The following is a 19,170-nucleotide window of genomic DNA, read 5'->3' on the forward strand; positions in this document are numbered from 1 at the left end:
AGGACTCGTACGTATATCAAGGAAGAAAGGAGGGGCATTATGGCAGGCATTTCTTTAAGTGGCGCTTACAACCACTTCATACAAGACTACGTGTCTAAAGATGTTACACAGGCCGACGCACATCGTAAGGATGAGCTTAGGGATGTGTATAAGTCAATTGCAAAAATCAACAAGAAGTCCCCTCTTTATCTACTTACAGATGATGACGTATCGAGAAACGATGCGATTGATATAAAAGAAAAGGCAAGACAGCTTCAGGGCAGTATCAGGAGGCTTAGTGATCATGAGGATAAATCTTCTCTCAATCACTCCTCAGCCTATACAACCGATGAAGATAAGGTTTCCGCAAACTACATTGGCAAGACTCCGGAGCAGGATATCGGAGCCATCGGTTTTGACATAGAAGCCACGCAGATGGCCAGCAGCCAGGTAAACAGAGGACATCTTATCCCGAAGGATTCCACCGGTCTTAAGCCTGACAATTACGCATTTGATGTCAGGATAAACGGGCAGGAATTTGAATTCCAGTTCAGTATTTATAACACCGACACCAACATAGATGTGCAAAAGAAGTTAGAGACCCTGGTCAATAAGGCCAACATCGGACTTAGCGCAAACATTATAGAAGACGGTAACAGATCGGCGCTTGAAATACAGTCAAGCCATACGGGTCTTAAGCCCGGACAGCTCAGCCAGTTCGAGATCTATGAATCCGAAAGTGGTCTTGCGAAGGGCTCGGTTGATTTCCTTGGACTTGATAAAGTCGCGGAACCGGCCAAGAACGCACACTTTACGCTAAATGGCGAAGAAAAAGTATCAGTATCCAACCACTTCACCGTCGGCGGTAAATTTGATATAACGCTTCACGAGCTCACCGAGCGCGGAAGCCCGATCCACGTAGGTATCAAGAAGGACAACGAAGCCCTGATGCAGCACGTGGTATCTCTGGTAGATAATTACAACAGCTTTATTGAAGGTGCCATGGGTATATCCGACGATAAGTTTAAGGGATCCAAGCTCCGTGCCGAAGTCATAGGCATAGCGCAGCAGCACCTGAGTAACGTTGAAGATATAGGCATTAAGCTCGAGGGCAACGGCTCTCTTTCGATAGATGACGAACTTCTTAAACAGGCAGTATCGGGAAGCAGCAACATGGAGTCCTTAGAGCCCATCAACAGATTCGCGGATGCTCTGATAGAGAAGACAAAAGACATATCGGTTGACCCTATGAAGTACGTAGACAGGCCAGTTGTAAACTACAGAAATCCCGATAACCGTGACTACTCATCTCCATACATAACCAGTGAGTATTCCGGAATGATGTTCAACAATTATTGTTAAGCGCTGGAGGCAGCGCTTAAGTCTCCCCGCTGCAGAGGGGAAGACTTGAAATAATATAGCTGCAGGTGAACGTTACTGCAGCAAAAAGTCCCCGGGCCTTAAAGACCCGGGGGCTTTTTTATTCATCTATATTTCATACAGATCTGCTCATATCCAGAGCTTCACGGATTATCTGATCCATGTTGTAGTACTTGTACTGACCGAGTCTTCCGCCGAAGTAAACATCACTAAAGTCATCAGCAAGCTCTTTATACTTAGCATAGAGTTCGTTGTTCTTAGCATCGTTCATTGGATAGTAAGGTTCATCGCCGTGCTTCCAGTCAGCAGGATATTCTCTGGTAATAATGGTTCCCTTGCCTGTTCCGTACTCAAAGTGCTTGTGCTCGATTATTCTTGTGAACGGAACCTGTCTCTCGGTGTAGTTGACAACCGCATTGCCCTGATAGTTGTCGACCTCCGGAAGGTCTTCTGTCTCAAACTTAAGAGACCTGTACTCAAGTGTTCCAAGCTTGTAGCCAAAGAATTCATCTATCATACCTGTGAAGATGATCTTGTCAAAACTATCTCCCTCATTTGAAGCAAATGGCTTAACAGGAAGTCCGCCTTCAAGCTTCATGAACTTGTAATAGTCGGTATTTGTCTTAACCTCTATTCCATCAAGGATCCTGTCCACAAGAGCTGTGTAGCCCCCGATAGGGATTCCCTGGTAGCGGTCATTGAAGTAGTTGTTGTCATAGATAAATCTCATGGGGAGACGTTTGATGATAAATGCCGGAAGTTCCTTACAGTCTCTTCCCCACTGTTTCTCGGTGTAGCCCTTTACAAGCTTCTCGTAGATGTCACGTCCTGCAAGGCTAAGAGCCTGTTCCTCAAGGTTTTCTGCCACAAACTCAGAAGTACCTTTCTCACTCTTTATACGCTCCTTCTCCTTCTCAGCCTGGGCATTTATTATCTCTTTTGCCTCATCGGGAGTCTTGATGCCCCACATCTTGCTGAAGGTATTCATGTTAAAGGGAAGGTTGTAGAGCTCATCCTTATAAACTGCCACAGGGCTGTTGATATAATTGTTGAACTCAGCAAAGTCATTTACATAGTCCCAGACTTCCTTGTCAGAAGTGTGGAAGATGTGCGCACCGTACTTGTGAACATTGATGCCCATTCTGTTCTCGGTGTAAACATTTCCTCCGATGTGTCCTCTTCTATCTATCACAAGGACCTTTCTGCCCTTGTCTTTCATCTGTCTTGCGAAGACAGCTCCAAACAATCCTGCACCCACTACCAGATAATCATAATGCATAATAATTCCTCCAAATGAAAAAGACTCCTTGACTATTATGCCAAAGAGTCTCATTTGTTTCAATAAAGAACTTACTCTGCCTGATACTTGTCAAGCTGTGAGAAATCCCCCATCATGTCCAGGATCTTCTTTCTTCCTGCCTTGTTGAGCTTCACATACTGCTGCATTACACGGTTCTCGACGATCTTCTTGCCAAGGTCTGTGCCCTGCTCAAGTGTTGAGAAGTCAACCGGATTCAGATTCAGACGATCACACATTTTGATCACTGTTCCGTAAGCCATCCCCTCAATCCCCCTATCTAATGCTGTTACAAGTGTACTGTATGGAATAGACATATCTATTGCAAACTGTCTAACACTTTTATACTGTGAAAGAATTTCTCTTTTAAGAATTTCAGCCTTTGTCATGTTGCTACCTCCTATGATATTTTTTCTTGTGAAATCTCTTTCTTTTTGCAATCAATAGAATAACACATAGACGTTTTTTCGTCATTCACTTTTTAGGGGAATTTTCCAATAAATTTTTATACAGTTTACCCACTGATTTTTGGCATTTTAACGAAATTGGCATCCACCACAAGAATTTACGAAAGTGTTCACACTTTTTTCACAATTCGTTGCTACAATAAAAGACTTTTTAACGTCTACGTATCAATGCCACATCCATTCTGTAATGATAAATTTTCGAAATGTAAACGAAAAAACAAACAGCACTAAAGGGCTGTTTGTTTGCAATATTACACACTATTATGTTTGTTTTTTGGTAAGCCCATGTAGCCTAAGTTATTGTGTTTCCTGGACTTCGCTAATTCTATTAGTCAAAAATGCCATAACTTCATTGTAGATATCTTTCGGAATACTATAAACTTTATGCACATTTCCTGCACATTCTATGTCTAAAGAGCCCATTTTACGCCTTACAGACACTATTTCCTTATACTGAAGAACCTCTTTTTTGAACTTATCCTCAGGGCTGAATTCACATCTCTCGGAAAAGAGCCTCAGAACCCCCTCTTTAAAGCCACTGGTGGCATTAAATTCATACTCCGGATCATCATCTCCCAGCATGACATCAAAGGATCTCTTTCCATCTACTGATTCCATAACAGGCTTTGTGATCTTGATCCCCGCACGTCCCTTTCCGTTATGCTCTGCGCCTGAAAGCTGAACCTGCTGTACATTGGTCTCTATAAGTCCCGAGAGACTGTTAAAGTAAGGTCTTATCACATAGTCACTGTTAACAGGAAGAGAGATTGTCTTACTTCTGATTTTCTGCCTGAACTTCAGTGAATGAAAGCCTGCATCCAAGGCAATGTAAATACTCTCTCCCGCATTGACCTCATACATCTGGCGGTCATCGACAAACACCATCATAAGAGCATCTTCGCTCCCTCTCTGGCCTACGCACTGAACTTCTATCACATAGCTCTTTCCCTGCGTAAAGAGTTCCTCTCCGCAGAGCGGACAGAATCTGATGTTCATATTCATGTTTTGTGGCAACGCTTTTTTGCATTTTGGACAGATCACTTTTCATCCTCCTGATCATTGCCTATATGTATCCCGCCTTCCCTCAGCATCTCGCCGATCCTTGCCTTGTTCACAAACAGGGTCTCGGCCAGAACCACGTCAAAGGAATGGCTCTTCCAGGGAAGTCTTACGGTATTTAGTTCTCCGTAAACAACATCATCAGTCATGTGCCTTGCTATACCGGCCTCAAAAGAAGTCCTGCAGACGCCGGCAACAAAAACGCCCGGACACTGACTCTTTATGTAGGAAGCTGTGGCACCAAAACCACAGGTAAAATCAAGAATCTTAAGATAGCCTTTTCTCTCTTTTGCCAGCTCTATCACTGCATCTGCCGCCTCGAACCACGGCAGCGAATATCCCCAGATATCAAAGCCCCACTTATCGATAAACCTCTGCCTGCCTTCTTCCATTCCCTTGGATGCGCCAAAAGAGCCGTTTCCGCCGTTGTGGTATATGAAGCTGCTCTTGCAGAGATACTGGTTAAACCCGGCTCTTGCAAGGCGGATCCCCAGATCGTCATCCTCAAAATATGCAGGTGAAAACGCTTCGTCAAAAACCTGCCCGTCAGCAGCAATGCTGCTTACTGCATCTCTGGATAACAAAAGTGCAAATCCGGTAAGACGAAATCTCTTTATATACGGGAGATGTTTGGGAACGCCGTTCTTTCTGGCGTACTGCCTGAAAATCTCAACAGCCTCTTTGTATGGAGGCCTTTCATCCCAAAGGTTCTTACTGTCAACCTCCTGAAGAGAAGCACTGTTGGAAAAAGCACTGCAAGCTCCGACATCTCTGCCCTCATACAGTCCCATCCTCAGGAAAAACAGTGAGTTCTGCATAAGCACTGCATCGTTATTTAAAAAGAAAATGTCATTGTCTTTGTTACAGGCCGCAGCACCGATGTTGCAGCCCTTTGGAAAGCCCACATTCTTTTCGTTCTCTATCAGAACAAACGGATAATCGGCACTGTCTCTTTTCTCCCTGAGGTACTCCCTTACGCCTTCCTGTGTGGATGCGTTGTCCACCACCACAATTTCATAGGTTCCTGTGGGGCAGAAATCCTCAACGGACTTAATGCAGTCCTTCATGATCTCCAGATCGTTATAGGAAAGGATCATGATGCTGGTATTTCTAACTCTCACAGAGGGCGTGCACCTAAGGTCCGAGAGCGTATCCAGGATAACCTCCCTGTCCGCCTCATCGTCGCAGTAAAAGGCAGCCATCTCCATGCAAAGATATGCCTGATCGATATTCAGATTAAGATAATAGAGCCCCAGCATGTAAAAGAGCTCGTAGTCTCCGGGATTATAAGAAAGCCCCCTTGCGATGGCATCAAACTCAGCCTGGCTGTCGCTTAACACCTCCCACAAAGAAGCCTCCAGAATGCACAATTTGGCAGCCTCATCGGGAGTTCTCTCATCGATGTGAAAAAACTCCTCCTGAAACTCATATAAAGCCTCATTGTACTCGCCATTTGATATCAATTCTGTAAGCTTGTCAAACATATCCTGTAATTTCCCGGGTGCAAAACGACATAACTTCTTACAATAATGATATCATACTTAACGTTTTATTGTACATGAATAGTGGACTGACACTCTGAAAATGCGTCCTGACACTCATCATCCTCCGCTCTCTGGAAAGTGACGGTGAAGGTCCTGTACTTAGATAAAAGCATATATACGGTCTGATAGATCTTCTCCTGATCCGCAGCCTGAAAACTTGCTTCTATTCTGTATCCCGGATAGCCATCAACAGTTATCTTGTCAAAAGAGCTGACGGAATATCCAACATCTTCACCATATTCACTGTTATAAGCAGCAGCGATGGTCTCCTGATAGATATCTTTTGTCAAATCTGTAGATTTATCGGTCACCTTAGGTTCATTGTGCTCAGCGAGGGCAGCTTTCTCCCTGTTTGTGAGCACCACATCCAGTCCGTTGTAGTATACACTGTACTGAATGGTAGATGATTCCATGGGGTGTTCCTTATTTATGAAAAGACCTTTTTCACTCGATGGAATAAACTGAAGCGGAACAACAAAGCTGCAACATGTCGCTTCCTTAAGGTCGTCTTCTGCATAGGCGTTTACTGTATTTATATTAAGGATTGCCATTACGGTCATGGTAGTAGCCATAAACAAGCCAAGAAATCTCTTTTTCATAACATCTCCGAATATCAGTTATCTGCTGAGTCTGAACACGTCAAACCAGTATCTCTCCATGAGGTAGCTTCCCTCATTTTCAGAAGTGATCTGATAAAGTTCATTCCACTCCTTCAAAAGAATTTCTCTGGAATTAAAACTTCCCAGGAACAAAACCTCTTTTCCCGCATCCAGATAATTTTTAATATCTATTGGATCATCAATAGTCTCAAGCCCCGGAACAGTCTCTTTTATCAGAGCCTCAGGTTCTGCGGCGTAGAGATATACCTTGTAATCGCCGTCTTTCTTATTGAGATAATAGGCCAAAATCCCCTGAACCTGATCAAAGTTACTGATGATAATTGTATCACTGTTTATGCTATCAAGCATATCGAGTGTCTTCTCAATGTTGACCATCCGGTATTCTTCGTTACCGATAAAGGTCTTGTAGTCTACCGCTCCCACGATGATCATAAGTACCGCAAGCATAACTCCTGCGATTTTCCCTATCAGCTGTCCCTTTTCTCTTTTATAGACTCTGTCAATCTCAACGGAAGCCATGACAGAAACCGAGAGCCAGAAGCCCCCGTAGGCAGGGAGCATATATCTGTTAACAAACACAGGTCTTAAAAGAAATGATACTGTAAGTCCGGTCAGTACAACTAACGGAAGTATGAAAAAAGCAAAAAGTGTATATGCATCCGTTATCTCTTTTGCCCTGATGATTCTGATAACAGTCCTTACAAATAAAAATGTCACAAGTATAAACAAAAGGACACAGGTGATAACCGCCAGCAGATCGTTTGAAAAATAGCCCATAAACAGGTGCTTTATTGCGCTGCCTAAACTCCTGATGCCGACAGGTGGTATCCAGTAGTTTTCTTTTACCGCACGGGTCTGACTCAGTACAACAGATACCCAGGGGATATAAGAAGCGACGGTCAGGTTAAGGGCAACGATCAAAGTAGCTGCTGCCTTGAGGCCGATCTTGCCATCAGTCTTCTTTTTTGCAACACGCATATAATAGACCAGCATCCAGACTACCAGCACTGCATAGATTATCCCGATAGAAAAAGCTGCATAGTAATGAGTGTAGGCTGCAGCAGTGGTGCTAAGCCACAGCATTAGGCCATTCGGAGTGTCCCACCCTTTACTTCCTCTGCCCATTATACTGTCAAGCAGGTTAAAGCCATGAAGCAGAGCCATGGTCACAAACAGCATAGCCCAGCTGTACATGCGGATCTCCGTGGTGTACTCAGGCATCTGGGGCATGGTTATTATGGCAAAAGAGAAAAGTCCTGCCGGAAGGATACCGAAGCGCTTTCTGATGGTGGTAGCCCCGTAGATCATAAGAATGAAAAAAGGAAGCACAGATACAAGCTTGGCAACGGATTCCGCACCAAGCTGAAATGCACCATCACCCACAAACCCAAGGCTGTCACACACGAGGATAAAGAACCTTACTATCATGTAGTAAAAAGGCGGATGTACGTCTCTGGCAGTAAGGCTTATAAGCTCTTTTACAGGCCTTGTTGCAAACTCCATTGTAAAGAGCTCGTCATACCAGATGTCCGTGGTGATGGATAAAGTTATGGATCTGATCAGACAATAGATCGCTGCAGCAAAGAAGATGAGCCCCAAATGCTGCATCGCTGTTATCTTAGTCCTTTTTGTCATTTCTAACCTCATAAAACAACAGGCACAACACAAAAGTGCTGTGCCTGAATAATACTTGGATATTATGCCTCGTAGGAATCAATAAGTTCCAGTGAATGCTCATTGTTCATCTTGGTGCACATCTTAACAAGCTCATCAAGAGGAACGTTCTGGATCTGCTTGTTGGAACCGCGAACGTTGATTGATACGGTGTTCTCAGCAGCTTCCTTGTCACCTACAACGATGATGTATGGATCCTTGTAGTTCTTGTACTTCTTGATCTTCTCCTTCATGTTGTTGTCGGAGTAGTCAGCCTCTACGCGGATTCCTGCATCCATGAGAGCCTTCTCAACCTTCTTGGCATACTCGTTGTGCTCAACTCTGATAGGAACGATACCTACCTGATATGGGCTGAGCCAGAATGGGAATACACCCTTGAAGTTCTCGATGATGATACCGATGAATCTCTCAAGTGATCCGTAGATAGCTCTGTGGATAACAACAGGCATCTGCATTGAACCATCCTGTGCCTGATATGTAAGTCCGAAGTTGTGAGGAAGCTGGAAGTCAAGCTGTACAGTTCCGCACTGCCACTCTCTTCCAAGAGCATCCTTGATCTGGAGGTCGATCTTAGGTCCGTAGAAAGCACCGTCTCCCTCGTTGATCTCGTATCCGCCCTCGCCGTACTTCTCGTCAAGGATTTCCTTAAGGGCAGCTTCTGCTCTGTTCCAAACCTCGATGTCACCCATGAAGTCCTCAGGTCTTGTTGAGAACTCTGCTCTGTAGGTTACACCGAATGTTGAGTAGATCTCGTCAGCGATTGCGATAACGTCTGCGATCTCTTCCTTGATCTGTGACTCCATTACGAATGTATGGTCATCATCCTGTCTGAACTCCTGAACACGGAAAAGACCGTTCATCTGTCCGCTCTTCTCCTTACGGTGAAGTACATCGTACTCACTGTATCTGATAGGAAGCTCCTTGTAGGAGTGATTGGTTCTTCTGTAGGTCATCATAGCGTTAGGACAGTTCATGGGCTTAGCAGCCATTGTGTCCTCAAGCTCACGGTTGTAGATCATTGATCCTGCAACGATCTTAACAGGCTTAGGTGTCTCATCCGCATCTCTGTAGTTCTCATAAACCTCAGGGATATCTGCATCAGCCTTAACCATTCCCTCAAGACCGGGAACCATAAACATGTTGTTTACATAGTGAGCCCAGTGTCCGCTGATGAGCCAGAGCTTCTTGTTGTTGATAAGAGGAGCAGCGATCTCAGTGTAACCGTGTCTCTCCTGTACCTCTCTTGAGTACTTAAGGAGTGCCTGGTACATCTTCCATCCTCTTGGAAGCCAGTAAGGCATTCCGGGAGCTGTCTCATCGAACATGAAAAGATCAAGCTGAGCACCGATCTTCTTGTGATCTCTCTCCATTGCTTCCTGGATCATCTTGATGTGCTGTTTGAGCTCATCCTTGGTCTGGAAAGCATATACATATATTCTTGAGAGCTGGTCTCTCTTCTCATCTCCTCTCCAGTAAGCACCTGAAATGCTCTTAAGCTGGTAGGAAACATTCATAAGTTCCTGTGAATTGTCTACGTGAGGTCCTCTGCAGAGATCTACGAAATCCTCACCTGTATAGTAAACTGTAAGAGTTTCATCCTCCGGAAGGTCATTTATCAGCTCTGTCTTAAACTTCTGATCCTTGAAGATCTCAAGGGCCTCGGCTCTTGAAACTTCCTTGCGTGTCCAGTCCTCTCTTCTCTTGATGATCTCTCTCATCTTGTCCTCGATGGTTTTGAAATCATCCTGGGTCACAGCCTTTGGAAGCACGAAATCATAGTAGCATCCGTCATCGATCTGTGGTCCGATCGCATACTGAACTTCCTTGCCATAGAGCTCGATAACAGCCTTGGCGAGGATGTGTGCCAACGAGTGGCGGTAAACTTCTTTAAACTCTTCTTTTGTCATTTTTTTCCCTTTCCTGCTATACCTACCGGGTACAGCCACATGTTTATTTATATCAAATGATCAAGCTCTGCCGTGGCACTTCTTGTACTTCTTGCCGCTTCCGCAAGGGCATGGATCATTAGGATATACTTTGTTCTCTTTTCTGATGGTATGAGAAGCCTTCTCTTCCTTGTAGAGCTCTTTTCTCTTATCCTCATCAAAAATCTCCTCCCACTCAGGAAGGTTGTAAAGCCAGTCTGCTCCGGCATTTACCATGTTCTTGTAAAGGAGCTCCTTCTCAAAGCCGAGGTTAACCTCTGTATCCTCTTCCATCTCCTCGATAGGATTCTGCTCCTTAAGGCTGTCGTTGATTCCGTCAAGGAAGCCTGTCATAGTCATAACATCGATGCCAAACTTGTCAGCAAGCTCTTTTACTGTTCCCTTAACTACCTCATCGGGATTCTTTAAAAGCTGAGCATAGATGTCTTTTTCCTTCTGAAAATAATCTGTCCAAAGTCTCTGAAGATCGCCCTTGTTGGCAGTCTCAGAATAAGCCATATCGCGCCACTGTTTTAATAATGCCATAGTTGTTTCTCCTGTTTCTAAAAGTTCTTACCAAAAAAATTAATGTATGCAGTAACTCTACATACATTCAATCTATTTTAATATATTAGGCAAAATATGGCAACTATCGCATAGACAGCAGAACACTCAGCATTTATTATATATTTAATAATTATGCATGGGCAGGAGAGACTTACGCGTATGAACAAAATATTGCAGAGCATAAAAAGCATAGACAAGCTGCCAAAGAGGACAGCCATGACTTTGTTTGGTGTTATCATCTGCGCCATCAGCGTCGGAATATTCAAGATTGCAGCCCTTGGCGTTGATCCGTTCCAGTCCTTCATGGCCGGCCTTGACGCCCTGGTGCCCATTGACTTTGGTACGCTCTATGTCATCGCAAATGCAGTACTTTTATTGTTCGCACTTATATTCGACAGGCACTATATCGGAATCGCGACCTTCATAAATCTGTTTTTGCTTGGATATATCACGCAGTTCACTTATGAATTTCTTCAGAAGGTCATTGTGGATCCGTCTATCCCGGTACGCTTCGCTATCCTTGTCATCGGAGTTGTCATCATCTGCTTCGGCTCAGCCTTCTACATGACTGCAGACCTCGGTGTATCCACTTATGACGCTGTAGCCCTTATAATAGTCAACACCTGGAAAAAGGGAAAATTCCAGTATGTCAGGATCATCACCGATATCGTGTGCGTAATCCTTGGCTGCGTGCTGTTCCTTATGGCCGGTGGCACAATGGGACAGATTCCAACCATCGCAGGAATCGGAACCATCATCACTGCCTTTTTCATGGGCCCTCTGATCGAGTTCTTTAACGTTCACATTGCAAGGCCTATACTTAATAAATAAATGTGGAGGAGTTTATGAAGATCAATTTTACCAAGATGCACGGTTGTGGAAACGACTACGTTTATATTGACGGGGCAAAAGAGCTTGTTCCTCAGGATCAGAAATCGGACCTGGCTGTAAAGGTTTCAGACCGCCACTTCGGAATCGGCTCTGACGGACTCATTTTTATAAATCCCGTAGATGACCCGGAAGTGGATTTTGAGATGGAAATGTACAACGCAGACGGCTCAAGATCCGAGATGTGCGGAAACGGCATAAGATGTGTAGCGAAGTTCGTTTACGACCATCGCCTGACGGACAAGAAGAGCCTCACCATAATAAGTGCCGGGAAAAAGAAATTTATCGACCTTACAGTTGATGACAACAATCTCGTCACAAGAGTAAAAGTAGATATGGGAGCCCCAATCCTTAGCGCTCCACAGGTTCCAGTTACCGTATCTGCAGGAAGTGATAAACTTGACGCTAATGGGCTTTCAAACATTCCTTCGGATATTTGTTTTAAGGCACCTATCACCGCTGCCGGAAGAGACTGGGAGATCACCTGCGTATCCATGGGCAATCCCCACGCGGTTGTGATACTTCCTGATGACTTTGATCTTGCAGGTTTTGAGATCGAGAAGTTCGGACCTGAATTTGAGAATCACCCATTCTTCCCAAATCGTACAAACACCGAGTTTGTGAAGATAGATGACAGGAACAATGTTCACATGAGAGTCTGGGAGAGGGGAACAGGCGAAACCCTTGCCTGCGGAACAGGATGCTGTGCAACAACCGTTGCCTGTATCTTAAATGGGCTTACAGACAGCACGGTTAATGTACATGTTCTTGGCGGAACAGTTACCTGCTCCTGGAACGGAGACGGAAGCAGTCCTGTGATCATGGAAGGCCCGGGAACCACTGTATTTGAAGGAGCAATAGAGATCTGATAATAATTTATTTATGATAAACACAGAAAAAGACAGGTTTTTAAGCCTGTCTACAGTCTGAACGGATTCAAGGCAATTGCCTTAAATCCGTTTTCCGTTTTCTCTGGCTATTATATAGATTCTTTCACTGTTATCATCAGGCTCTTTGTGGGTATCTGCATCTATCGCCTCAATGAACGAAAGCCCCGCCTTTTCCACGAACTGCTGCATTTCCTCCAGGGTGTAGCCCCTCTGGAAATGCGTCTCTACCGATCGCCTGAAGACCTCATCCTTCTCATCGCACCTTGCAAATATTGTGAGATCATACTCATTTACATGTTCTTCCTCATGATAGTAGTTGTCCCAGATAAAGCTGCAATCCTCTCTGTTCTCGGCAATTGTTGTATCGCCGATCACATCCCGGTACTTGTGAAGCGTGTTGAAATCAAAGATAAATACTCCGCCCGGATACAGGAAGTTATTCACCAGCTTAAAGGTATCTATGACCTCCTGATCCTCAAGTACATAATTTATACTGTCGCAGACACTTACTATGGTTCCTGCCGTGCAGTACAGATCAAGCTCCCTCATGTCCTGCTCCAGGTACATAATATTGTAGCCTGCCTCGGCACTCTTCATCCTGGCAAGATTTAACATATCCGGCGATAAATCGATTCCCATTATGTCATAGCCAAGTTTATAGAGCTCCTGGGTAAAAGAGCCTGTTCCGCAGCCAAGTTCTACTATCAGGTTCTTCTCTTCATTAAGCGCCTGCTCGGAATCCTCAGCAGTATCATATTCTTCCGAGAGCTCTTTTTCCTGAACGGTGCCTGACCTAACCGGCTTCGAAATGCCATATTTCTCAATAAGTCCTGCAACAAAAGTACCCCATACTGCGTATGGGGTCTCATCCATAAAGGTGTCATATACTGCTGCAAAATCTGTATATGCTTCCATTTATATTCTCCTGTAAGGGCATCCTGCCCTCTTGTTAACTTCAGTGCTCAGCCTGTAATTCCTACATATGCTCCAAATCCAAGTGCTGAAACAACACTTACAATGACAGCTGCCAGTGCAATTCCGCAGATAACCGCAGTTACTGTCTTCTTAAAATCCATATCCAGGATGCTGGCTGCAAGTGTACCTGTCCATGCTCCGGTTCCCGGAAGAGGGATTCCTACAAAAAGCATAAGTGCTACAAACAATCCCTGTCCAGCCTTTGCCTGGAGCTTCTGTCCACCCTTTTCTCCCTTTTCAAGGCAGAAGTTGAAGAACTTACCGATAACCGGCTTGTCTTTTCCCCACTCAAGGACCTTTCTTGCGAAGAAATAGATAAGGGGCACAGGAATCATGTTTCCGATCGCAATGAGAATATATCCAAGAACCAGGTTGAATCCTGTATCAGTTAAATTAAAACCATGAGCGATGGGAATAGCTCCCCTGAGCTCAATAAGTGGCACCATTGAAACGATGAACACTGTAATATACTGGCCAATCAGTGACTCTTTAAAAAATGCTAACATAATAACTCCTCATATAATTATTTGCCGAGATACTCTTTTAAAACCTCTATGAGCCTGTCCATCTCCTCATCTGTTCCGATGGAGATTCTAAGATACTCACTTATCCTGCTCGGCTTATCAAAGCGACGCACTATTATATCATGTGAGCGCAGATAATCAAATATTTCTTTGCCGGGTTTATTGGGGTGACGGGCAAAAATGAAGTTTGTAGCCGAATCCCCAAATTCAAATCCAAGCTCTTTTAACAAAACCTTGGTGCGCTCCCTGGTGGCAACGACCTTGCCTGTTGTCTCTTCGAAGTACTCTCTGTCATTCATGGCTGCTGCCCCAAGTAATAGGGATGGCATATTCATGGTGTAAGAGTTAAAAGAGAATTTGGCATCCAGAAGGTATTTGATGAGCTTCTCACATCCGAAGGCGTAGCCTATACGAAGCCCTGCCAGTGACCTTGATTTGGAATAAGTTCTTACAACAAGAAGGTTATCATACTTATCTATAAGAGGAAGTGCACTCTCTGCGCCAAAATCAACGTATGCCTCATCAACGATAACAACTATGTCCCTGTTGTGGCTGATTATATCTTCTATAGCATCAAGCGGAAGTTTAACTCCTGTGGGAGCGTTTGGATTGGCGATCACCACTCCGCCGTTCTCACCGTAATAGTCCGCAGGGTCGATCGTGAAATCATCCTTTAAAGGCATCTGCTTGTAGGGAATCCTGTACAGATCTGCCCACACGTCATAAAACGAATAGGTTATATCCGGGAAAAGAATCGGTTTATCCGAATTAAAAAATGTAAGGAAAGCCATGGACAGTACGTCATCAGAGCCGACTCCCACAAAGACATTCTCTTTCTTCACATTATAAAAAGATGCAATGGAATCCACCAGTACCGAGCAGGTAGGATCAGGATATTTCCTGAAATCAGAAAGCTCAGTCTCCTCATAGGCCTTATACACCAGAGGTGATGGCGGATATGGATTTTCATTTGTATTAAGCTTTATTATGTTCTTAATCTTAGGCTGCTCACCGGGTGTGTATGGCACAACCTTTCTAACGTACTCTTCCCAACTCATATCTGCTCCACTTTTTCATACTAATAAAGTTATCAGTTTCCGTGCATGTAACATACTTTCACGAGAATCACTGTCAATTATACGGACTGCCCCTATCAAAATCAAGCGGGCAGATATACGCTCTTTTCAAAAGGTCTTTTAAATTATTGTCAGAATATTTAGTCTTCTGAAATCTCTATAAGGTATTGAGAGCCCCAATCCGATATATGTAATGACAGCTATGGAAAGCATGGATCTTCATGGATGAGTTACAACTTCATCGATATGAAGGTCCTTTTTTGCGCCCAAAAAGTTACTGCATCAGCGCAAACTGTGTGTACAGGGCAAACAAATCTTGCGTCTTAAGATGCTACACCGGGGCAAAACGGCGCCTTCATATCCAAAAGGAGGTACCATGAAAATTGCGCAAAGTAATGTGCACCTTGTCTCCTCGAATAAATATTTTGAGGAGAACAGCATCTCGGTTCAAAGTGGCACCATGACAAGAGGGTCTTTCCTTGAGAGTCTGCAGAATCAGGAAAAGAAACTCGACAGCCTTGAACTGAGTGGCGATGCAGTGGGAAGTACAGACGCCGCTGCACTTGGAAGTGAGACGTACACTTCATTTAAGCCTTCTAAGACTGAGTATCTGAGCACCTTTGAGAGCAGCCTTGAAGAGCAGATATCTGAGCTTCGGGCATCTCTTCTTGACAGGATACTTCGTCTTCTTCAGATGTTTGGAGGCGATAATCAGTCAAAGGGCTTTAAACACACTCTGTCAAACACCGCAAATATGCTGACAGAGAATTCCTTCGTCAAAGTCACAACTGTCTCCATGACTCACGTAGAGCAGGAGGAGACCACCTTTAGCGGAACAGGCACAGCTCTGACCGAGGACGGAAGGTCAATTGATTTCGGAGTTAGCTTTTCAATGTCCAGGCGCCTTACCGAATATGCCGGCATGAGTGTAGCAAGCGCTGTAAGTCTTATTGACCCTCTTGTTATCAATGTTGGAAATGATGTGACGCACATCAGTGACCAGTCCTTCTATTTTGACCTGGACTGTGACGGACAGGAAGAAAAGATATCGAATCTTGGCAAGGGCTCAGGTTTTTTGGCCTATGACAAGAACGGCGACGGCAAGATCGGTAACGGATCTGAGCTATTTGGAACAAAGAGCGGAAACGGCTTTGCTGACCTTGCAGCCTATGACAAAGACGGCAACGGATGGATCGATGAAAATGATGAGATCTACGAAAAGCTCAGCATCTGGATCAGAAACGAAGATGGCACAGACAGCCTTCTTAGTTTAAAAGAATCAGATGTTGGAGCAATCTATCTTGGCAATGCGGAGACGGAATTCACACATCACAATTCCGATTTTCTTACAGCAGCCATGATGAGGTCCTCCGGAATTTTCCTTAGAGAAAGCGGAGGAGTTGGTCTTGTTCAGCAGCTTGATCTGGCTGCGCTTTAAGGGCAAAATTAAAGGACTATGGGCTCCATGCTCATAGTCCTTGTTTTTATTCCTGTATATCTCTTTCACGAACTCCGTCAACTTCTCCGCTAAGGAAATGTCTTCTGCAGACAGATACATAGGATTCATTGCCTCCCATCATGATCTGCTCTCCGTCTCTTACGATCTTGCCATTGCATACTCTTGCGTTGAAATGTGCTCTTCGTCCGCACCAGCATACAGTCGGAACTTCCTCGATGTAATTGGCGATTTCCATAAGACGCTTGGAGCCGGTAAATAAGTGGCTTGTAAAATCTGTTCTAAGGCCGTAGCAGATAACCGGAAGATCATATCTGTCCACAACTTCTGCCAGCAGATCAACCTGTTCCTCGGTAAGGAACTGAGCTTCATCCACAAGGACACAGTCCAGCTTCTTCCAGGCATCGGACTTTTTGGTGAACCATTCGTTTACAACCTCGTCAAGGAAGTCTTCAACAAAGGTACATTCAGCCTCAAGTCCCATTCTGGACTTAACCTTCTTCTCTCCGTCCCTGTTCTCGATGCCAGGCTTAAGAAGAATACAGTTCTGTCCCTTCTCAATATAGTTGTACCTGACCATCAAAGCGTTTGCGGTCTTGGAGCTCCCCATAGCCCCATACCTGAAATATAGCTTTCCCATACCATACCCCTTATAATTTTATTATTTCTTTTTCCTAACAGACTCTGCACCGTTTCCGAAAATTCTGTCCCTGAAAGGGCTGAGTGCTGAAATAAGGATCTGTCCGAAGAATACGCAGGTAATGATTTCTCCTGCTCCTACTGTCAGCGCAAAGTACCAAAGAGCACCGGGAATTCCGTATGCATACTTAAGTACGAAAGGAATGATGACAGCATTTGAAACTACCGGTGGAACTGAGCAAAGGAATCTGTTCTTTCTTACCATATATGTTCCTACTGCTCCGATAAGTGTAGCAAGTGTTCCGAAGATAATATCAGGAAGTGCTCCACCGAAGAAGATGTTTGAAATAAGGCATCCGATTGCAACACCCGGTACAGCTGCGGGAGTGAAATACGGAAGGATTGTAAGACATTCCGAAAATCTGACCTGGATAGCACCGCTTGCCAGATCGAATCCTGCTGCGAGAGCAGTAAGTACAACGTAAAGGGCTGCGATAATTGCCGCATGCACGATATAAAGTGTTTTGTTGGTTGTTTTGCTCATTGTTGGTTTCCTCCATTAATGCATTATTAGTTACCAACTGCAACCATGCGGTAATGTCACCTCCCAGATAATCACAGTTTTAATCAAACAAAATAGTATAAACAGATAAACTGCTTTTTGTAAAGAGAGAATTATTCCTCTCCCTGTAAAAGAACAAGTTTGTTGTAAGGAATCTCGATTCCCTCTTCCTTGAATCTCTTCATAATTTCAACAAGACACTCAGAGCAGGTTCTTGGGTTGTCCCTGAAGTCCTCTGTCTCAACCAGAGCCTGAAGTGTTACTCCGCTGTCATCGCAGCTCTTGCAAAGTACCACAGGCCTTTTGCCATAGTGCTTTGGATGATTCTTGATAGTATCTGCGATAACATCCATGGCCTTTTGCATATCAGTGCCGTAAGCCACCGAAACTCTTATCGGATAAGAGAAAGACTGCTCCTGCGTGTAATTTACGATAGTTGATGAACCCACAATTGAATTTGGGATGTAGATGATCTCATTCTGATAGGTCTTGATTACAGTGTGTCTTAATGTGATATCCTCTACGAATCCCGGATCATAGTTGTCTATCTTGATCCTGTCTCCCATATCAAAAGGTCTTGAGTGTGATGCAGAAAGGGCTATTCCGGAAAACACATTTGCAAGTGTTGACTGGGCAGCAAGACCGAGTACAACAGCCGCAATTCCGGATGAAGCAACAGCCGTCTCCCAGGTCTTGGAGAATGCCGGAATTCCGCTCAGCGCTGTCAGCGCAGCCACAGCCCATATCAGCGCCAGAATGATACCCTTTAAGAATATCAGATGGAGCTTGCCTCTAAGAGTCTTCTTATTGAGGACTTTATTTATGAACATGTTTAGGAAATATGCCACCAGAAACGGCAGAACATATTTAAGAAAAATATCCAATGCTTCTTTCATACATTACCTCCAAAAACATAGGTAGTATATCACATTTGCCTCCCCCGCGCCACGTGCATTGTAGCAGGAAATTTCATGGCGTCAAGAACATAGCAAGTGGGCAAAAAGCGCCCATTCTTGACGCCATGGCATTTCCCGCATTCAGGTCACTAAGCGGGGAAGGCATGTTGGGGCGTTCCCAGCCCTTTCACGCTTACCTGCGAGGTCTCAGTTACTGTTTTTTGGCAGTTTTTCTTCCAGGACAGTAAGGTTATTTCTTCCATCTGTTCATCCTTACTGTCTTTTTTAAGTTTTTTCTCTAGGACAGTAGTGCTTAATACACATTTCAGCTCATCATTACGGTATTTTTGAAGTTTTTGATTTAGGACAGTAAGGTATATTGCTCACATCTGCTTATCCTTACGGTATTTATCAAGTTTTTCTTTTAGGACAGTAAGACTTACATTAAAGTGAACCCCATGTCAAGGACACACGCAATTATTTTGGGCTGTATTTCATTGTCAATGCTGATGGTAGTTGATTGGTTACTTTATAGTGATAGTATTCATTTGGTGCCATTCCTTGCAACTGCACCTGATACCTATCGTTATTATAATAATTGATCCAGTCATTTATTCTGTACTGGACATCATCAAATGCCTCCCAGGCCTTTATATAAGGGTCAAGTTCATCCTTCATATGTCCGAAGAAGCTCTCTTGTGGAGCATTATCCCAGCAATTTCCTCTTCTGGACATGGATTGCCTGAGAAGTG

At 44.2% G+C, this 19,170-nt stretch carries 19 protein-coding genes; 4 read left to right on the top strand and 15 right to left on the bottom strand.

Annotated features, from left to right (window positions below):
• The first annotated feature begins 39 nt into the window (after nucleotides 1–39).
• Nucleotides 40–1,341, top strand: a complete 1,302-nt coding sequence (fliD, locus tag G589_RS0104600) for a flagellar filament capping protein FliD (RefSeq protein WP_026521256.1) — start codon at nucleotides 40–42, stop codon at nucleotides 1,339–1,341.
• Between the two features lie 133 nt (nucleotides 1,342–1,474).
• Here fliD and glf read toward each other — a convergent pair whose 3' ends face one another.
• The 8 genes from glf to G589_RS0104640 all read right to left on the bottom strand — a co-directional run bounded on the left by glf (nucleotide 1,475) and on the right by G589_RS0104640 (nucleotide 10,491).
• Nucleotides 1,475–2,638 carry a UDP-galactopyranose mutase gene (gene glf / locus G589_RS0104605; RefSeq protein WP_026521257.1) on the bottom strand — a complete coding sequence of 388 codons (1,164 nt, stop codon included), beginning with the start codon at nucleotides 2,636–2,638 and terminating at the stop codon, nucleotides 1,475–1,477.
• 71 nt (nucleotides 2,639–2,709) lie between these two features.
• Nucleotides 2,710–3,045, bottom strand: a complete 336-nt coding sequence (locus G589_RS0104610; protein WP_022770028.1) for a hypothetical protein — start codon at nucleotides 3,043–3,045, stop codon at nucleotides 2,710–2,712.
• 375 nt (nucleotides 3,046–3,420) lie between these two features.
• Nucleotides 3,421–4,164, bottom strand: a complete 744-nt coding sequence (locus G589_RS0104615; protein WP_026521258.1) for a hypothetical protein — start codon at nucleotides 4,162–4,164, stop codon at nucleotides 3,421–3,423.
• A complete protein-coding gene (locus tag G589_RS20945; protein WP_026521259.1) occupies nucleotides 4,161–5,666 on the bottom strand; it encodes a glycosyltransferase in 1,506 nt (501 codons plus the stop codon). Before G589_RS20945 ends, G589_RS0104615 begins: the two co-directional genes overlap by 4 nt.
• 65 nt (nucleotides 5,667–5,731) lie before the next feature.
• On the bottom strand, nucleotides 5,732–6,325 hold the full coding sequence (locus tag G589_RS0104625; protein WP_026521260.1) for a hypothetical protein: 594 nt from the start codon (nucleotides 6,323–6,325) through the stop codon (nucleotides 5,732–5,734).
• A gap of 18 nt (nucleotides 6,326–6,343) precedes the next feature.
• On the bottom strand, nucleotides 6,344–7,981 hold the full coding sequence (locus tag G589_RS0104630) for a hypothetical protein (protein ID WP_026521261.1): 1,638 nt from the start codon (nucleotides 7,979–7,981) through the stop codon (nucleotides 6,344–6,346).
• A 62-nt stretch (nucleotides 7,982–8,043) separates the two neighbouring features.
• Nucleotides 8,044–9,927: a threonine--tRNA ligase gene (locus tag G589_RS0104635; RefSeq protein ID WP_026521262.1), complete on the bottom strand. Its 1,884-nt coding sequence runs from the start codon at nucleotides 9,925–9,927 to the stop codon at nucleotides 8,044–8,046.
• A gap of 60 nt (nucleotides 9,928–9,987) precedes the next feature.
• A complete protein-coding gene (locus G589_RS0104640) occupies nucleotides 9,988–10,491 on the bottom strand; it encodes an SEC-C metal-binding domain-containing protein (protein WP_026521263.1) in 504 nt (167 codons plus the stop codon).
• A gap of 180 nt (nucleotides 10,492–10,671) precedes the next feature.
• Between G589_RS0104640 and G589_RS0104645 the strand changes: the two genes are divergently transcribed.
• Nucleotides 10,672–11,343: a YczE/YyaS/YitT family protein gene (locus G589_RS0104645; protein WP_051192179.1), complete on the top strand. Its 672-nt coding sequence runs from the start codon at nucleotides 10,672–10,674 to the stop codon at nucleotides 11,341–11,343.
• A 20-nt stretch (nucleotides 11,344–11,363) separates the two neighbouring features.
• Nucleotides 11,364–12,269 (top strand): diaminopimelate epimerase, encoded by a 906-nt coding sequence (dapF, locus tag G589_RS0104650; protein ID WP_026521265.1) that lies wholly within the window; start codon nucleotides 11,364–11,366, stop codon nucleotides 12,267–12,269.
• Between the two features lie 81 nt (nucleotides 12,270–12,350).
• Here the strand turns inward: dapF and G589_RS0104655 are convergent, their stop codons facing one another.
• From G589_RS0104655 to hisC, 3 genes are read right to left on the bottom strand one after another with little or no spacing between them, the layout of a single operon-like run.
• Nucleotides 12,351–13,205, bottom strand: a complete 855-nt coding sequence (locus tag G589_RS0104655) for a class I SAM-dependent DNA methyltransferase (protein WP_026521266.1) — start codon at nucleotides 13,203–13,205, stop codon at nucleotides 12,351–12,353.
• Nucleotides 13,206–13,252: 47 nt separating this feature from the next.
• Nucleotides 13,253–13,771, bottom strand: coding sequence for a small multi-drug export protein (locus G589_RS0104660; RefSeq protein ID WP_242826416.1), 519 nt, complete (start codon nucleotides 13,769–13,771; stop codon nucleotides 13,253–13,255).
• A gap of 17 nt (nucleotides 13,772–13,788) precedes the next feature.
• Nucleotides 13,789–14,847, bottom strand: a complete 1,059-nt coding sequence (gene hisC / locus G589_RS0104665; RefSeq protein WP_026521268.1) for a histidinol-phosphate transaminase — start codon at nucleotides 14,845–14,847, stop codon at nucleotides 13,789–13,791.
• Between the two features lie 394 nt (nucleotides 14,848–15,241).
• Here hisC and G589_RS20950 point away from each other — a divergent pair, with 394 nt between their 5' ends.
• A complete protein-coding gene (locus G589_RS20950; RefSeq protein WP_051192180.1) occupies nucleotides 15,242–16,303 on the top strand; it encodes a hypothetical protein in 1,062 nt (353 codons plus the stop codon).
• Between the two features lie 46 nt (nucleotides 16,304–16,349).
• Here G589_RS20950 and G589_RS0104675 read toward each other — a convergent pair whose 3' ends face one another.
• The 4 genes from G589_RS0104675 to G589_RS0104690 all read right to left on the bottom strand — a co-directional run.
• Nucleotides 16,350–16,961 (bottom strand): thymidine kinase, encoded by a 612-nt coding sequence (locus tag G589_RS0104675; RefSeq protein WP_026521269.1) that lies wholly within the window; start codon nucleotides 16,959–16,961, stop codon nucleotides 16,350–16,352.
• 21 nt (nucleotides 16,962–16,982) lie between these two features.
• Entirely contained in the window at nucleotides 16,983–17,504 is a 522-nt protein-coding gene (locus G589_RS0104680; protein ID WP_026521270.1) for a QueT transporter family protein, read from the bottom strand.
• Between the two features lie 131 nt (nucleotides 17,505–17,635).
• The gene (locus G589_RS0104685; RefSeq protein ID WP_022770048.1) at nucleotides 17,636–18,418 is read right to left on the bottom strand and encodes a mechanosensitive ion channel family protein; all 783 of its coding nucleotides are present in this window, start codon (nucleotides 18,416–18,418) and stop codon (nucleotides 17,636–17,638) included.
• A 477-nt stretch (nucleotides 18,419–18,895) separates the two neighbouring features.
• The coding region (locus G589_RS0104690) for an IS3 family transposase (protein ID WP_026521271.1) at nucleotides 18,896–19,170 on the bottom strand (275 nt) is incomplete at its 5' end.

The sequence above is a fragment of the Butyrivibrio sp. VCB2001 genome, from assembly GCF_000423965.1.
In the GTDB taxonomy this organism is placed as follows: Bacteria; Bacillota; Clostridia; order Lachnospirales; family Lachnospiraceae; genus Butyrivibrio.

What these genes read in the sequence shown, in the direction of transcription:
- fliD (WP_026521256.1), top strand. Translation starts at nt 40, where the DNA reads ATGGCAGGCATTTCTTTAAGTGGCGCTTACAACCACTTCATACAAGAC.
- glf (WP_026521257.1), bottom strand. Translation starts at nt 2,638, where the DNA reads ATGCATTATGATTATCTGGTAGTGGGTGCAGGATTGTTTGGAGCTGTC.
- G589_RS0104610 (WP_022770028.1), bottom strand. Translation starts at nt 3,045, where the DNA reads ATGACAAAGGCTGAAATTCTTAAAAGAGAAATTCTTTCACAGTATAAA.
- G589_RS20945 (WP_026521259.1), bottom strand. Translation starts at nt 5,666, where the DNA reads ATGTTTGACAAGCTTACAGAATTGATATCAAATGGCGAGTACAATGAG.
- G589_RS0104625 (WP_026521260.1), bottom strand. Translation starts at nt 6,325, where the DNA reads ATGAAAAAGAGATTTCTTGGCTTGTTTATGGCTACTACCATGACCGTA.
- G589_RS0104630 (WP_026521261.1), bottom strand. Translation starts at nt 7,981, where the DNA reads ATGACAAAAAGGACTAAGATAACAGCGATGCAGCATTTGGGGCTCATC.
- G589_RS0104635 (WP_026521262.1), bottom strand. Translation starts at nt 9,927, where the DNA reads ATGACAAAAGAAGAGTTTAAAGAAGTTTACCGCCACTCGTTGGCACAC.
- G589_RS0104640 (WP_026521263.1), bottom strand. Translation starts at nt 10,491, where the DNA reads ATGGCATTATTAAAACAGTGGCGCGATATGGCTTATTCTGAGACTGCC.
- G589_RS0104645 (WP_051192179.1), top strand. Translation starts at nt 10,672, where the DNA reads ATGAACAAAATATTGCAGAGCATAAAAAGCATAGACAAGCTGCCAAAG.
- G589_RS0104655 (WP_026521266.1), bottom strand. Translation starts at nt 13,205, where the DNA reads ATGGAAGCATATACAGATTTTGCAGCAGTATATGACACCTTTATGGAT.
- G589_RS0104660 (WP_242826416.1), bottom strand. Translation starts at nt 13,771, where the DNA reads ATGTTAGCATTTTTTAAAGAGTCACTGATTGGCCAGTATATTACAGTG.
- hisC (WP_026521268.1), bottom strand. Translation starts at nt 14,847, where the DNA reads ATGAGTTGGGAAGAGTACGTTAGAAAGGTTGTGCCATACACACCCGGT.
- G589_RS20950 (WP_051192180.1), top strand. Translation starts at nt 15,242, where the DNA reads ATGAAAATTGCGCAAAGTAATGTGCACCTTGTCTCCTCGAATAAATAT.
- G589_RS0104675 (WP_026521269.1), bottom strand. Translation starts at nt 16,961, where the DNA reads ATGGGAAAGCTATATTTCAGGTATGGGGCTATGGGGAGCTCCAAGACC.
- G589_RS0104680 (WP_026521270.1), bottom strand. Translation starts at nt 17,504, where the DNA reads ATGAGCAAAACAACCAACAAAACACTTTATATCGTGCATGCGGCAATT.
- G589_RS0104685 (WP_022770048.1), bottom strand. Translation starts at nt 18,418, where the DNA reads ATGAAAGAAGCATTGGATATTTTTCTTAAATATGTTCTGCCGTTTCTG.